This window comes from Cedecea neteri (assembly GCF_000758325.1).
GTDB lineage: Bacteria > Pseudomonadota > Gammaproteobacteria > Enterobacterales > Enterobacteriaceae > Cedecea > Cedecea neteri_B.
In genome coordinates this window covers 1,600,704-1,614,469 of sequence record NZ_CP009459.1, presented here as the reverse complement: position 1 = coordinate 1,614,469, position 13,766 = coordinate 1,600,704, and the positions used below count along the sequence as shown (strand labels likewise).

Annotated in this window: 13 protein-coding genes; 7 read left to right on the top strand and 6 right to left on the bottom strand. The window is 54.8% G+C overall.

Annotated features, from left to right (window positions below; all coding sequences use genetic code 11):
- Nucleotides 1–102: 102 nt before the first annotated feature.
- A complete protein-coding gene (locus LH86_RS07620) occupies nucleotides 103–1,440 on the top strand; it encodes a hemolysin family protein (RefSeq protein WP_039299843.1) in 1,338 nt (445 codons plus the stop codon).
- Nucleotides 1,441–1,501: 61 nt separating this feature from the next.
- Here the strand turns inward: LH86_RS07620 and LH86_RS07615 are convergent, their stop codons facing one another.
- Nucleotides 1,502–1,708 carry a DUF1107 domain-containing protein gene (locus LH86_RS07615; RefSeq protein WP_008460430.1) on the bottom strand — a complete coding sequence of 69 codons (207 nt, stop codon included), beginning with the start codon at nucleotides 1,706–1,708 and terminating at the stop codon, nucleotides 1,502–1,504.
- 325 nt (nucleotides 1,709–2,033) lie between these two features.
- Between LH86_RS07615 and LH86_RS07610 the strand changes: the two genes are divergently transcribed.
- Nucleotides 2,034–2,591, top strand: a complete 558-nt coding sequence (locus LH86_RS07610; RefSeq protein WP_039299840.1) for a YtfJ family protein — start codon at nucleotides 2,034–2,036, stop codon at nucleotides 2,589–2,591.
- Here LH86_RS07610 and cysQ read toward each other — a convergent pair.
- Nucleotides 2,581–3,327, bottom strand: a complete 747-nt coding sequence (gene cysQ, locus LH86_RS07605) for a 3'(2'),5'-bisphosphate nucleotidase CysQ (protein ID WP_039299837.1) — start codon at nucleotides 3,325–3,327, stop codon at nucleotides 2,581–2,583. The genes LH86_RS07610 and cysQ overlap by 11 nt on opposite strands.
- 201 nt (nucleotides 3,328–3,528) lie before the next feature.
- Between cysQ and LH86_RS07600 the strand changes: the two genes are divergently transcribed.
- The gene (locus tag LH86_RS07600) at nucleotides 3,529–5,460 is read left to right on the top strand and encodes a bifunctional 2',3'-cyclic-nucleotide 2'-phosphodiesterase/3'-nucleotidase (RefSeq protein ID WP_039299834.1); all 1,932 of its coding nucleotides are present in this window, start codon (nucleotides 3,529–3,531) and stop codon (nucleotides 5,458–5,460) included.
- A 5-nt stretch (nucleotides 5,461–5,465) separates the two neighbouring features.
- Here the strand turns inward: LH86_RS07600 and LH86_RS07595 are convergent, their stop codons facing one another.
- The gene (locus LH86_RS07595; protein ID WP_039299831.1) at nucleotides 5,466–5,861 is read right to left on the bottom strand and encodes a winged helix-turn-helix transcriptional regulator; all 396 of its coding nucleotides are present in this window, start codon (nucleotides 5,859–5,861) and stop codon (nucleotides 5,466–5,468) included.
- A gap of 92 nt (nucleotides 5,862–5,953) precedes the next feature.
- On the opposite strand from LH86_RS07595, the gene LH86_RS07590 reads away from it, so the two are divergent.
- The 3 genes from LH86_RS07590 to LH86_RS07580 all read left to right on the top strand — a co-directional run bounded on the left by LH86_RS07590 (nucleotide 5,954) and on the right by LH86_RS07580 (nucleotide 8,748).
- A complete protein-coding gene (locus LH86_RS07590; protein ID WP_039299828.1) occupies nucleotides 5,954–6,802 on the top strand; it encodes an SDR family oxidoreductase in 849 nt (282 codons plus the stop codon).
- 78 nt (nucleotides 6,803–6,880) lie between these two features.
- The gene (locus LH86_RS07585) at nucleotides 6,881–7,702 is read left to right on the top strand and encodes an AraC family transcriptional regulator (protein WP_039299826.1); all 822 of its coding nucleotides are present in this window, start codon (nucleotides 6,881–6,883) and stop codon (nucleotides 7,700–7,702) included.
- Nucleotides 7,703–7,782: 80 nt separating this feature from the next.
- Nucleotides 7,783–8,748, top strand: coding sequence for a DMT family transporter (locus tag LH86_RS07580; RefSeq protein ID WP_039299824.1), 966 nt, complete (start codon nucleotides 7,783–7,785; stop codon nucleotides 8,746–8,748).
- A gap of 63 nt (nucleotides 8,749–8,811) precedes the next feature.
- Here LH86_RS07580 and LH86_RS07575 read toward each other — a convergent pair whose 3' ends face one another.
- Nucleotides 8,812–10,467 (bottom strand): methyl-accepting chemotaxis protein, encoded by a 1,656-nt coding sequence (locus tag LH86_RS07575; protein WP_039299822.1) that lies wholly within the window; start codon nucleotides 10,465–10,467, stop codon nucleotides 8,812–8,814.
- Nucleotides 10,468–10,712: 245 nt separating this feature from the next.
- Between LH86_RS07575 and ytfE the strand changes: the two genes are divergently transcribed.
- Entirely contained in the window at nucleotides 10,713–11,378 is a 666-nt protein-coding gene (ytfE, locus tag LH86_RS07570) for an iron-sulfur cluster repair protein YtfE (RefSeq protein ID WP_039299820.1), read from the top strand.
- A gap of 66 nt (nucleotides 11,379–11,444) precedes the next feature.
- On the opposite strand, the gene cycA is transcribed toward ytfE, so the two are convergent.
- Nucleotides 11,445–12,857, bottom strand: coding sequence for a D-serine/D-alanine/glycine transporter (gene cycA / locus LH86_RS07565; RefSeq protein ID WP_039289735.1), 1,413 nt, complete (start codon nucleotides 12,855–12,857; stop codon nucleotides 11,445–11,447).
- 278 nt (nucleotides 12,858–13,135) lie between these two features.
- On the bottom strand, nucleotides 13,136–13,756 hold the full coding sequence (fklB, locus tag LH86_RS07560) for an FKBP-type peptidyl-prolyl cis-trans isomerase (protein ID WP_008460415.1): 621 nt from the start codon (nucleotides 13,754–13,756) through the stop codon (nucleotides 13,136–13,138).
- Nucleotides 13,757–13,766: the final 10 nt, after the last annotated feature.

The following is a 13,766-nucleotide window of genomic DNA, read 5'->3' as shown; positions in this document are numbered from 1 at the left end:
TGCTGGCTCGTTCACAAAAGCGGCCAGCATTTCTTGTGTTTGACCCCTAAGATTTATCCACTTTCCCCTTCCGAGGACCTGGCCACAACAGCCAGATAAATTATGTTAAACAGTATTTTGATAATACTTATCCTTATTGCTATTAGTGCCTTTTTCTCAATCTCTGAGATCTCGCTTGCCGCCTCTCGTAAAATCAAACTTAAGCTGCTGGCCGATGAAGGCAACGTCAATGCCCAGCGCGTGCTAAAGATGCAAGAAACGCCGGGCATGTTCTTTACCGTCGTACAAATTGGCCTTAACGCCGTGGCCATTCTCGGCGGTATCGTCGGCGATGCGGCTTTCTCACCGGCGTTTAAAATTCTGTTGGAGCGTTTTCTGGCTCCGGAACTCGCCGACCAGCTCAGCTTTATTATCTCATTCACCCTTGTCACCAGCCTGTTCATTCTGTTCGCAGACCTCACCCCGAAACGCATCGGTATGATTTCTCCCGAAACGGTTGCTTTACGTATTATCAACCCGATGCGCTTCTGTCTGTTTGTTTTCAGACCTCTGGTGTGGTTCTTCAACGGCCTGGCCAACGTCATTTTCCGTATCTTCAAGCTGCCGATGGTGCGTAAAGACGACATTACTTCTGACGACGTTTATGCGGTGTTTGAAGCCGGCGCGCTGGCGGGCGTACTGCGTAAGCAGGAACACGAACTGATTGAAAACGTCTTTGAGCTGGAATCACGTACCGTGCCGTCCTCCATGACCTCGCGCGAAAACGTGATTTGGTTCGATCTGCACGCCGACGAGCAAAGCCTGAAGTCCACCATCGCTGAACATCCGCATTCCAAGTTCCTGGTGTGTAACGGCGATATCGATCACGTCGTTGGCTATGTTGATTCCAAAGAGCTGCTGAACCGCGTACTGGGCAACCAAAGCATGGCGCTGAACAGCGGTGTGCATCTGCGTAACGCCCTGATTGTGCCGGATACCCTGACGCTCTCCGAAGCGCTGGAAAGCTTTAAAACCGCCGGGGAAGACTTCGCGGTTATCATGAACGAATACGCGCTGGTGGTGGGCATCATTACCCTGAACGACGTGATGACCACTCTGATGGGCGACCTGGTCGGCCAGGGGATGGAAGAGCAAATCGTTGCCCGTGATGAAAACTCATGGCTGGTGGAAGGCGGCACGCCGATTGACGACGTGATGCGCGTGCTGGATATCGACGAGTTCCCGCAGTCCGGTAACTACGAAACCATCGGCGGGTTCATGATGTTTATGCTGCGTAAGATCCCGAAACGCACCGACTCGGTGAAGTTCTCCGGCTACAAGTTCGAGGTGGTGGATATTGATAACTACCGCATCGACCAGCTGCTGGTGACGCGTATCGACAATAAGCCTGTCGCGCTATCGCCAAAGCTGCCTGATGGTGAAGCGCCTCAGGAACAGTAGGCTTACCGCAGAAACATTAACGGCCCCTTCGGGGCCGTTTTTTTTACGTTCATCTATGGGCCTAGCCCATATCCGCCTGTAAGCGCATCACCTGGCGGTTGACCTCGGACATGACCGAGTAGTGCTGCTTATCCTTAACCTTCGGGACAAGGATTTTGCCCTTATCAAATTCGAAAGCGCCAACGTCCTTGATATACAACCGTCCACGGAACAGGATCTTCACGTACTTCGCCACCTGAAGGGGGTTGTAACGTTGGAAAATTTTCATTGTTCTTTACTCCTGCATGTTAACGCCTCTGCGAGCTACATTTGGCCCGACAAAATGAGGCGAAAAAGTTTGGTGCTCGAAAACTATAGTCCAGATATCGAAGGTCACCTAGTGTGTAGAAGTTTTTTTACTAAAAGATTACAAAGTTGCAGAACAATATTTTTAAATGTAAAAAACGGCAGCGTAAGCCTTCAAATTTCAGGGTTATGTGCGTCAGCCCGCAAACTGGCACTTTGCTTGCGGGACAGATGCTTATTCAGCACATATGCTTAAAACATTGGCCCAAGTGGTCGGATCACCTGCTAACAACAATAAGGAGTCACCGATGACCCTGCGCAAAACGCTGGCGCTGTCTCTTCTGCTGCTGCCGCTTATGGCCTCAGCCCATAACTTTGAAAATAACCAGCGCGTTTCCCCTATTGGTATTACCGACAAGGGCGAGCTGGTGCTGGATAACAGTAAGTTTAGTTATAAAAACTGGAATAGCGCGCAGCTGCCTGGGAAAGTGAGAGTCCTGCAGCATATTGCCGGCCGTTCGAGCGCCAAAGAAGAAAATGCGGCCATGGTCGAAGCCATCAAAGCGGCAAAATTCCCGCATGATAAGTACCAGACCACCACCATTGTGAATACCGACGACGCAATTGTTGGCACCGGCATGTTTGTGCGCAGCAGCATCGAAAGTAATAAGAAAGAGTTTCCGTGGTCGCAGTTTATCGTCGACAGCAACGGCGTAGCGGCGAAGGCGTGGCAGCTGCAACAGGGTGGCTCAGCTATCGTGGTGCTGGATAAAGAAGGCAGGATCCAGTTCGCCAAAGATGGTCCGTTAACCCAGCAGGAAGTGCAGCAGGTGATTAGCCTGCTGCAAGGGTTACTCAGTAAATAGAAACGCGGAAGCCGGGGTTCAGGAACGACTCACGCGGGGTATAGTCCAGCGGCTTGCCCTGCCAGTCATGAACGTGCGCCCCGGCAGCGACCGCCACCGCATGCCCTGCTGCGGTGTCCCAGATATTGGTTGGCCCAAAGCGAGGATAGAGCTGAGCCTGGCCGTCGGCCACCAGGCAGAACTTCAGCGATGAGCCAATGGCCGTGGTCTGGTGCTCGCCCATCTGCTGGAGATACTCTTTCAGCTCGCTATCGTTGGCGGCATGAGACCGGCTGACCACCACGCGCGGTGGACGGGCATCCCGCACATGAATCTGATTGCGTACGCCACACTCTTCTTTCCAGGCCTTCCCTTCTGCGGCGCTGTACATAATCTTCAGCACGGGCGCATAGACAACGCCCATCACCGCTTTCCCGCCTTCAATAAGCGCGATATTCACGGTGAACTCGCCGTTACGCTTCAGAAACTCTTTTGTACCATCCAGCGGATCGACCAGCCAGTAGCGCTGCCAGCTTTGGCGGGTATCCCACGACTGGGGATCTTCTTCTGACAGCACGGGAATCTCCGGCGTCAACGCTTTCAGCCCCTTCAGAATAATATCGTGCGCAGCCAGATCTGCCGCCGTCACCGGGGAGTCATCAAGCTTATGGGTTGCCTCAAGCGGCTTTACCCCGTCATAAACCTGCATGATAGCGACCCCGGCCTCGCGGGCCAGCTGGCAAATTTGTTCTAACATTCTCCACCTCGTGTTGTGTCTCTGCGCTACATCGAGCGAATAACTTATTGTTTTACTTATATCTCATTGCACCGCGATGCGCTATCTGTGAAGCATTTCTGGTTTACCGGACTTAAATTCTGGCAGACTTCACAAAATTGTAAGCAACAGTCTGTATATACATTGCCCTTTGTGGCGTACCTCTAAAAAGGACATTTAAACATGATTAAGTTTAGCGCAACGCTTCTGGCGACGCTGATAGCCGCCAGCGTCAATGCGGCCACCGTTGACCTGCGGATCATGGAAACGACCGATCTGCACAGCAACATGATGGACTTCGATTACTACAAAGATACGCCGACAGAGAAGTTCGGTCTGGTACGCACCGCAAGTTTGATCAATGCCGCGCGCGGTGAAGTCACCAACAGCGTGCTGGTGGATAACGGCGACATTATTCAAGGCAGCCCGCTGGGCGATTACGCCGCCGCCAAAGGGCTAAAAGCCGGGGAAATTCATCCGGTTTATAAAGCGCTGAATACGCTCGACTATACGGTCGGCAACCTGGGCAACCACGAATTCAACTACGGCCTCGACTTCCTGCACAAAGCCCTCGCTGGCGCGAAATTCCCGTATGTGAACGCCAACATCATCGACGTGAAAACCCAGAAGCCGATGTTCACGCCGTACCTGATTAAAGAAACCGAAGTCAAAGACAAAGACGGCAAAACCCAGACGCTGCGCATCGGCTACATCGGCTTCGTGCCGCCGCAAATCATGACCTGGGACAAAGCCAACCTGAGCGGCAAAGTGACGGTGAACGACATCACTGAAACGGCGAAGAAATACGTGCCGGAAATGCGCCAACAGGGCGCTGATGTAGTCGTCGTGATAGCCCACTCGGGGCTGTCCAGCGAGCCTTATCAGGCGATGGCCGAAAACTCCGTTTATTACCTCAGCCAGGTGCCAGGCGTGGACGCCATTATGTTCGGCCATGCCCATGCCGTATTCCCAGGGAAAGACTTTGCCAATATTAAAGGGGTCGATATCGAAAAAGGCACCCTGAACGGCGTACCTGCCGTGATGCCGGGCATGTGGGGCGACCACCTCGGCGTGGTGGATCTGGTGCTGAACAACGATTCTGGCAGCTGGAAAGTCACCAGCAGCAAGGCGGAAGCGCGGCCAATTTATGACAGCGTAGCCAAAAAATCACTGGCGGCAGAAGATCAGAACCTGAAGAAAGTGCTGGAGCACGATCACACCGCAACCCGTGAGTTTGTCAGCAAACCGGTGGGTAAATCGGCGGACAACATGTACAGCTACCTGGCACTGGTGCAGGACGATCCCACCGTTCAGGTGGTGAATAACGCGCAGAAGGCCTACGTCGAGAAATACATTCAGGGCGACCCGGATCTTGCGAATCTGCCGGTGCTTTCCGCCGCCGCACCGTTCAAAGTGGGCGGACGTAAAAACGATCCGGCCAGCTTTGTTGAGGTCGAAAAAGGCCAGTTGACCTTCCGTAATGCCGCCGATCTCTACCTTTATCCGAACACGCTGGTGGTGGTGAAAGCGACCGGGAAAGAAGTTAAAGAGTGGCTGGAATGTTCCGCCGGGCAGTTCAATCAGATCGACGTGAACAGCACTAAGTCTCAGGAACTGATCAACTGGGACGGCTTCCGTACCTACAACTTCGACGTCATCGACGGCGTGAACTACCAGATCGACGTCAGCCAGCCGGCTCGCTACGACGGTGAATGCCAGATGGTGAACCCAAATGCCGAGCGCATCAAAGACCTCACCTTCAAGGGCAAACCTATCGATCCGAATGCCGTCTTCCTGGTGGCGACCAATAACTACCGCGCTTACGGCGGCAAGTTTGCCGGCACCGGCGACAGCCACATCGCGTTTGCTTCCCCGGATGAGAACCGCTCGGTGCTGGCTAACTGGATCGGCGCCCAGGGCGAAATTCACCCTGCGGCGGACAACAACTGGCGTCTGGCGCCTATAGCCAGCAAGCAGCCGCTGGACATCCGCTTTGAAACCTCGCCAACCGACAAAGCCGCCGCTTTTATCAAAGAAAAAGGCCAGTACCCAATGAAAAAAGTCGCTAACGACGACATTGGTTTTGCTGTCTATCAGCTTGATTTAAGGAAGTAAGTGCCTCAGGCGTCCCGTTTCTCGCGGGACGCCATCACCTGCGGCAAATTCTCTTCTATCCAGTCGGCCAGCGCGGCCACTTTCTCGGCAATTTCATGGCCCATCGGCGTCAGCGTGTACTCCACGTGCGGCGGCACCACCGGGTAAGATTTGCGATCCACAAAACCGTCCGCCTCCAGCCACTGCAGCGTCTGCGCCAGCATTTTCTCGCTCACGCCGCCCATCTTGCGCCTTAAATCGCTAAAACGATGAGTGCCGTCCTGTAATGCCACTAAAATTAAGACACCCCAGCGGCTGGTCACGTGTTTCAGCACATCCCGCGAGGGGCATTTGTCGCTGAACAGATTGCCGTTGCGCAGTTGCTCGCTCAGCGTCATGGGCGCTTCGATGATTTCACTCATTCGATACTTACCTTTTTGTACGTACTTACTAAAAGTTAGTTAGAGTGCTAGTGTGGCACAACTTGTTCGAAACATCACTCAGGAGTTTGATCATGATTGCGATTACCGGCGCATCCGGCCAGTTGGGCCGCCTTGTTATTGAAGATTTATTGAAAACGGTGAAAGCCAAAGAGATCGTGGCCGTTGTGCGTAACCCGGCCAAAGTTGACGATTTTGCCAACCGTGGCGTGCAGGTTCGCGCGGCGGATTACGGCGATGTCTCTGCGCTGGCAAAAGCGTTCTCCGGCGTGGAAAAAGTGTTGCTGATCTCCTCCAGCGAGGTTGGCCAGCGCGCCGCCCAGCACAGCAATATTATTGCCGCAGCTAAACAGGCAGGCGTGAAACTCATCGCCTATACCAGCCTGCTGCATGCCGACAAATCGCCACTGGCCCTCGCCGAAGAACACATTGTCACGGAGCAACAGCTCAAAGCGTCCGGCGTTCCATTCGTGCTGCTGCGTAACGGCTGGTATACCGAAAACTATCTGGCCAGCGTGCCGCCTGCGATTCAGCACGGCGTGTTTATCGGCAGCGCCGGGGAAGGCAAAATCGCCTCTGCAACGCGAGCTGATTACGCGGCAGCTGCTGCTAAAGTGCTGACGCTGGATAACCAGGCGGGCAAAGTTTATGAGCTGGCGGGAGATCACGGCTGGACGCTCGCAGAACTGGCGGCAGAAGTCAGCCAGCAAAGCGGCAAGCCTGTGGTTTATCAGAACCTGAACGAGGCCGATTTTAAAGCGGCACTTCAGGGCGCTGGCCTGCCGGAAGGTTTTGCCGCGCTGCTGGCAAACTCCGATGCAGGCGCGGAAAAAGGTGGTCTGTTTGACGACAGCCACCAGCTAAGCAAACTGATTGGCCGCCCAACCACGCCGCTTCGCGACAGCGTGAAAGGCGCCCTTTAATTGTTAAAAACTGGTTAATAACTAGCCCTGCACGCGGACATCTCTATAATAACGGGAGGATCCGCGTGGAGAGCAAGCGTGCAGGGAGTTCCCGAGCAGTTCAGCGATGAGAGAGACAGCGCCCAGTTCCGGCATTTGCCGCAGCTGCCGGGCGTTGAGCTTTATCACGCCCATATTGCGAAATACGCCTTTGAGCCACACACCCACGAAGCCTTCGGCATCGGTGCCATCACCTGGGGCGCAGAGCGCTTCCGCTACCGGGGCGAGCAACTGGTTGCCCCCACGGACTCGTTGGTGCTGATGAACCCGGATGAGCTGCATACCGGCGAAGCCGCCAGCGAAGACGGCTGGCAGTACCGCATGATTTACCTGGATCCTAACCTGCTGGAGTCGCTGACCGGGGAGAGAAGCTGGTGGTTTAACGCCGCCGTGAATCACGATCCCGCCCGCGCCCGCCAGGTTTCGCAGTTTATTGCGGGCCTTTGGCAGGCCGAGGATACGCTCACTCAGCAGGGGCTGTTGCTGAATCTTGTCGAGGCGTTTCGCCCCTATGCCCGCCACCTTCCTGGGACTCACGAGGCGGCAAACCGCTTTGCCCTCGTGCGCGAATACCTTTACGACAACTATATGCACACCATCACCCTTGAAGATTTAGCGGGGCTGGTGTCCCTTAGCCCTTACCATTTCCAGCGGCAGTTCAAAGCCTGCTACCACGTAACTCCGCACCAGATGCTGATGGCGATTCGCCTGTGGCACGCCAAACAATTCCTCACCCACGGCATGCCCGCCGCCCAGGTTGCCGCCGCCAGCGGCCTGACGGACCAGGCGCATCTGACCCGCGCCTTTGCCCAGCGCTATGGCATTACACCAGTGCGTTACCAAAAGCAGGTTACACGCTAACAAGACAGCAACCTGGTACAATACGCCGCGGCACAGCCCCCTTACACTGCCGCTAAATCATGTTGTTGCAGGAAATAAAGATGTTAAGTGGTGTGCTGTACGCCCTGCTGGCGGGGCTGATGTGGGGATTAATTTTTGTGGGGCCGATTATCGTTCCGGACTATCCGGCGGCCCTGCAGTCGACCGGGCGCTATCTCGCCCTTGGGCTGATTGCTATTCCCATTGCCTGGCTTGGACGCAAGCGCCTGCGCGAGCTGAGCCGTCAGGACTGGTTTACCGCCCTGAAGCTCTCGAGCGTCGGGAACCTGATTTACTACGCTTGCCTAGCGAGCGCTATTCAGCGTACCGGCGCGCCTATCGCGACGATGATCATCGGCACGCTGCCGGTGGTAATCCCCATTTTTGCTAACCTGCTGTACAGCAAAAGGGACGGTAAGCTGCCGTGGCGACGCCTTGCTCCGGCGCTGGTGGTGATTGCCGCTGGGCTGATTATGGTGAATACCGCCGAGCTGCGCGGTGAGCAGGCCGATTTCAGCTGGTGGCGTTACGCCAGCGGTATTCTGCTGGCCTTTGTTTCGGTGGCCTGCTGGGCCTGGTATGCTCTGCGCAATGCCCGCTGGCTGCGGGAGAACCCGGATAAAAACCCTATGATGTGGGCCACGGTTCAGGGGCTTTCCACGCTGCCCTTCTCGCTTATCGGTTATATCGCCGTGTGCATTTGGATGGGCAGTCATGATTCAGGCTTTACCCTGCCCTTCGGCCCGCGCCCGGAAGTCTTTATCACCCTGATGCTGGCGATTGCCGTTCTCTGTTCCTGGCTCGGTAATCTTTGCTGGAACATCGCCTGCCAGCGCCTGCCGACGGTCATTGTCGGCCCGCTGATTGTCTTTGAGACTTTAGCGGGTCTGGCTTATACCTTTATGATTCGCCAGAGCTGGCCGCCGCTGTTAACGCTGGGCGGGGTGCTGTGCCTGACGATTGGCGTGGTGCTCGCGGTGCGCTCCAAACCGGAGAAAGCAACGGTGGTTCAGGTTTCCGAGGCGTAAAAAAGCCGGGGCTTAGCCCGGCTTGCGAGAAGAAGATCCCGGCTTAGTATCGCCGGGATTTTTTTAGAAGGTTTCCCAGTTCGCATCCGAAACCGGCATCACCTGTTTGGTTTTCAACTGCGGCGTTTTTACGTGAGCTGCTTTTGCGAGACTCGGCGCACGACGGCTGATTTTAAACACCGCCACCGCTTCATTAAGGCGAGAAGCCTGTTCTTCCAGCGCAGCCGCTGCAGCCGCGGACTCTTCGACCAGCGAGGCATTCTGCTGGGTTACTCGGTCCATCTCCGCCACGGCCTGCCCAACCTGATCGATACCCCGGCTTTGCTCGTCCGACGCAGATGCAATTTCACCCATAATATCGGTAACCCGGGTTACGGCGCTGACGATTTCCGCCATCGTTTTACCGGCTTCATTCACCAGGTCTGAGCCCGCGTTAACGCGCTCGCCGGAATCATCGATCAGGGCCTTAATCTCTTTTGCTGCCTGGGCGCTGCGCTGGGCAAGCGTACGCACTTCACCCGCGACTACGGCAAACCCGCGCCCCTGCTCACCTGCTCTGGCCGCTTCTACCGCGGCGTTAAGCGCCAGAATATTGGTCTGGAAAGCAATGCCGTCAATCACGCTGGTGATTTGGGCGATTTTGCTTGAGCTGGTGGCGATTTCGTCCATCGTCCGCACCACGCCTTCCACCACGTTGCCGCCTTTTTTCGCGGTTGTGGAAGCATCCAGCGCAAGACGAGAAGCCTGCCGCGCGTTGTCGGCATTTTGCTTCACCGTAGCCGTTAGCTGTTCCATGCTGGCCGCCGTTTCTTCCAGCGAAGCCGCCTGCTGCTCGGTACGGGAAGAGAGATCGTTGCTGCCGGCAGAGATTTCACCGGCACCGGTATAAATGGTATCGGCCCCGTCGCGCACTACGCTGACGGTATTCGCCAGGGCGGTTTGCATCTCTTTCACGCTGTTAGCCAGCAGAGCCATTTCGTTTTTACCCTCTGCCTCAATAGGCCGGGTCAGGTCGCCTGCAGCAATGGCACGAATGTGATCCATCACTTCACTCAGAGGCATCAGCAGGACGCGGCGCATCGCAACCCAGCTCACCACAATCACGCCTATGACACCAAGCATGACGACGCCAAGGATCCACAAAATCCGCTGGTAGTCGGCCTGGTTATCGCGCACGCCCTGACTGGAAAGCTCGGCCTGCTCATCGCGCCATTCGCGGTAGACCTTCTGCATCGCCACCTGCTTTTGTTCCGCATTCTGCTTGAACATTTGCTCCAGGTTGCCCTGGGCCAGGAAGGTGTTCATTTTGGCAAGCGTCGAGGCGTAGTTATGGTATTGCGCTTCCAGTTCATCGCTCAGGTGAGGCCGCAGCCCAGGGGTGTCGGGTAACGCCTGGTACTTTTCGAAATGGCTTTGCGCTTCCGCCAGCAGTGAATTAGCCGTGGCGACTAACTCCTGGAGCTGCCCGCCGTTGATCTGGTTCGCCATGCTGCCCTGAATACGCAGCATGCCGCGGTTCAGCGTGACGCGAGCCTGGTTGAGACCGATCCAGGCATCGGTAAATTCAGCCACGTTCTGGCTGGAGAGTTGGGAGACAGTAAAGTTGTTCTTATCGTTATTGAGGGCATTGATGAAAACCGTGGCTGACAGCAGCTGCATGAGCCCCAGCACAATCAACACGGTAACCAGTAAGGTGATAACTTTCATTCTTTTAAACATGTATAGCCTTTTCTTATGCAGATATTGTCCGACGTCTAACTATCGGCAGCACCTCCTGGTTATTTATGCTTCTCCTATCCACAAACCACCATTTTTGGGGATTTTTTGTAAGCATTCAGTATGTTAAGTAGAAAACATTTTTTGTGATCCATATCTCGCTATGATCGCTGCCCCGAAAGGGTTATAGTGCTCACATAAAGATGCATTTAAAATGCATCTTATATTTTATGATGAGGAATCAAGCTATGGCCTACCGCGATCAACCTTTAGGTGAACTGGCGCTGACTATTCCACGCGTTTCTGCACTGTTCCGTAAACTGGATTTGGATTTTTGCTGCGGCGGAAAACAGACGCTGTTGCGCGCGGCAACGCGTAAGGAACTCGATCTGGAAGCGATTGAAGCTCAGTTGGCCGCATTAGCTGAACAACCCATAGAGAAAGACTGGCGCGCTGCGCCGCTGGCCGAAATCATCGATCACATCATTGTGCGCTTCCACGACCGCCATCGCGAGCAACTGCCGGAACTGATTCTGCAGGCAACCAAAGTCGAGCGCGTCCATGCCGATAAGCCCAACGTGCCGAAAGGGCTGGCGAAATATCTCACCATGCTGCATCAGGAACTGAGCAGCCACATGATGAAAGAGGAACAAATCCTGTTCCCGATGATTAAACAGGGCATGGGCACGCAGGCCGGTGGCCCGATTAGCGTGATGGAAAGCGAGCATGATGATGCGGGCGAACTGCTGGAAGTGATCAAGCACACCACCAATAACGTCACGCCGCCGCCGGAAGCCTGCACGACGTGGAAAGCGATGTATAACGGGATTAATGAACTGATTGAAGACCTGATGAACCACATCAGCCTGGAGAATAACGTTCTGTTCCCACGCGCGTTGGGCGGAGAGAAATAAGCACTTCGCATTACAAAAAAACCTCTCCCGGAAAGGAGAGGTTTTTTTAACATTTACACTGCGTGCTTATTTACCGATATTTGCCAGACGTTTCTTACCGATGAACAGCCAGCCAGCTCCCAGAACAATGAACCACAGCGGCGTCACGATCAGCGCCTGACGGGTATCATCTTCCAGCGTCAGCAGGACAATCACAAAGACGAAGAACGCCATGCACACCCAGCACATCAGCTTGCCCAGCGGCATCTTATAGATGGACTTCTCATGCAGATGAGGACGCTGTTTGCGGTACACCAGGTACGAGCAAAGAATGATAGTCCAGACGAACATGAACAGAATCGCGGAAACCGTGGTGATCATAGTAAAAGCGGCAATCACATTCGGGTTCACGTAAAGCATCACCACGCCGCCCAGCAGGCAGATACAGGAGAAGGTTAACCCTTTCGCCGGTACCGCACGTTTGGAAAGCTTAGCGAACGCTTTAGGCGCCACGCCGTCCTGCGCCAGGCCGAACAGCATACGGCTGGTAGAGAACACGCCGCTGTTCGCGGAGGAGGCCGCAGAGGTCAGCACCACAAAGTTGATGATACTTGCCGCAGCCGGCAGGCCGACCAGCATGAAAAGCTCAACGAACGGGCTCTTGTTCGGTACCACGGAGCTCCACGGCGTCACCGACATGATGATGATCAGCGAGAAGACGTAGAACATAATGATGCGCACCGGGATCGAGTTAATCGCCCGCGGCAGTGATTTTTCAGGATCTTTGGTTTCTGCGGCCGTGGTGCCCACCAGCTCAATACCCACGAAGGCAAAGACCGCTATCTGGAACCCGGCAAAGAAGCCGCTGATGCCTTTCGGGAACCAGCCGCCGTCGTTCCAGAGGTTGTTGAAGGAGGCCTCAACGCCGGACGGAGAATGGAAACTGGTCAACACCATCACCAGGCCGATAACGATCAGCGCGACAATGGCGACGATTTTAATCATCGCGAACCAGAACTCCATCTCACCGAACATTTTCACGGTGGCCAGGTTCAGGCTCAGCAGCACCAGCACAACGGCAAGTGAGGCGACCCAGTCGGAAAGCCCGGGGAACCAGAACTGAGCGTAGGCGGTTATCGCCACGACGTCCGCCATACCGGTCACCACCCAGCAGAACCAATACGTCCAGCCGGTGAAATACCCCGCCCACGGCCCCAGCAAATCTGCGGCAAAATCGCTGAACGACTTATATTCCAGATTCGATAACAGCAGTTCGCCCATCGCACGCATCACGAAGAACAGCATAAAGCCGATGATCATGTAGACGAAGATGATGGACGGCCCCGCAAGGCTGATGGTTTTCCCTGACCCCATAAACAAGCCGGTGCCGATAGCACCCCCAATGGCAATAAGCTGAATATGACGGTTTGTTAAATTACGCCGCAGCGACTGCTCGGTCGGCGCCTGAGCGTCGTCCGCGACTTTGACCTGATCTACCATGTTTGTATTTTCCTGTACCTGTCTGTTTTTTCAGGCTCTACTGGCCCGTGAAGTGTTTTTACGTGATGTTGTTTTGTGTGATACGAGGTAAGAATCGGCGGGATAAATAATAAGCACAAGGGTAATGTTAATTTTTTGTTTAATTTGAGTGTGAAATCGCATTCACTGCGCGATATAGCTCACAAAAATACCCGTAAAACAGGTTAATGCAAGATAAAATCACGTTAGTTTATTATTAGGCAATGCAAAACCCCGCACCTGGCGGGGTTCCGAGCGCTTTACAGAATTTCCAGCAGCTCGACTTCAAACACCAGGGTGCTGAATGGTGGGATAGAAGCACCGGCACCGCGCTCGCCGTAAGCGAGGTTGTGCGGAATAGTCAGTTCCCATTTGGAGCCTACCGGCATCAGGGTCAGCGCTTCGATCCAGCCAGCAATAACGCCGCTTACCGGAAACTCTGCCGGTTCGCCACGCTGGACGGAGCTGTCGAAAACGGTGCCGTCGATCAGCTTACCGGTGTAATGCACGCGAACGTGATCTTTACGGGCCGGGATTGGGCCTGTGCCCTGAGTGATAACGCGGAACTGCAGGCCGGATTCGGTGCTGCTCACGCCTTCTTTCTCTGCGTTCTCAGCCAGGTATTTTTGGCCTTCTACCGCCAGCTCTTTCTGACGCTCACGACGGACTTCGTCCGCACGTTCGTGAACTTCACGCAGAGCGCGGTGTACAACGTCAACAGGAACTGCCGGGGCATTCCCTTCCAGCGCGTCACGGAGGCCAGCGACCAGCGCTTCTGGCAGTAAACCTTGCAGACCGGATTCGCTCAGCTGCTGGCCTACCTGCAGACCAATACCGTAACTTGCTTGTGCTTCGACGCTGTCAAAAGAAGGGGTTGTCATGGGTTTTCCT

Bases quoted from the DNA above. Each gene is read 5' to 3' on its own strand.
- cycA (WP_039289735.1), bottom strand. From the start codon at position 12,857: ATGGTAGATCAGGTCAAAGTCGCGGACGACGCTCAGGCGCCGACCGAG.
- LH86_RS07615 (WP_008460430.1), bottom strand. From the start codon at position 1,708: ATGAAAATTTTCCAACGTTACAACCCCCTTCAGGTGGCGAAGTACGTG.
- LH86_RS07580 (WP_039299824.1), top strand. From the start codon at position 7,783: ATGTTAAGTGGTGTGCTGTACGCCCTGCTGGCGGGGCTGATGTGGGGA.
- LH86_RS07600 (WP_039299834.1), top strand. From the start codon at position 3,529: ATGATTAAGTTTAGCGCAACGCTTCTGGCGACGCTGATAGCCGCCAGC.
- LH86_RS07620 (WP_039299843.1), top strand. From the start codon at position 103: ATGTTAAACAGTATTTTGATAATACTTATCCTTATTGCTATTAGTGCC.
- LH86_RS07595 (WP_039299831.1), bottom strand. From the start codon at position 5,861: ATGAGTGAAATCATCGAAGCGCCCATGACGCTGAGCGAGCAACTGCGC.
- fklB (WP_008460415.1), bottom strand. From the start codon at position 13,756: ATGACAACCCCTTCTTTTGACAGCGTCGAAGCACAAGCAAGTTACGGT.
- LH86_RS07590 (WP_039299828.1), top strand. From the start codon at position 5,954: ATGATTGCGATTACCGGCGCATCCGGCCAGTTGGGCCGCCTTGTTATT.
- cysQ (WP_039299837.1), bottom strand. From the start codon at position 3,327: ATGTTAGAACAAATTTGCCAGCTGGCCCGCGAGGCCGGGGTCGCTATC.
- LH86_RS07575 (WP_039299822.1), bottom strand. From the start codon at position 10,467: ATGTTTAAAAGAATGAAAGTTATCACCTTACTGGTTACCGTGTTGATT.
- ytfE (WP_039299820.1), top strand. From the start codon at position 10,713: ATGGCCTACCGCGATCAACCTTTAGGTGAACTGGCGCTGACTATTCCA.
- LH86_RS07610 (WP_039299840.1), top strand. From the start codon at position 2,034: ATGACCCTGCGCAAAACGCTGGCGCTGTCTCTTCTGCTGCTGCCGCTT.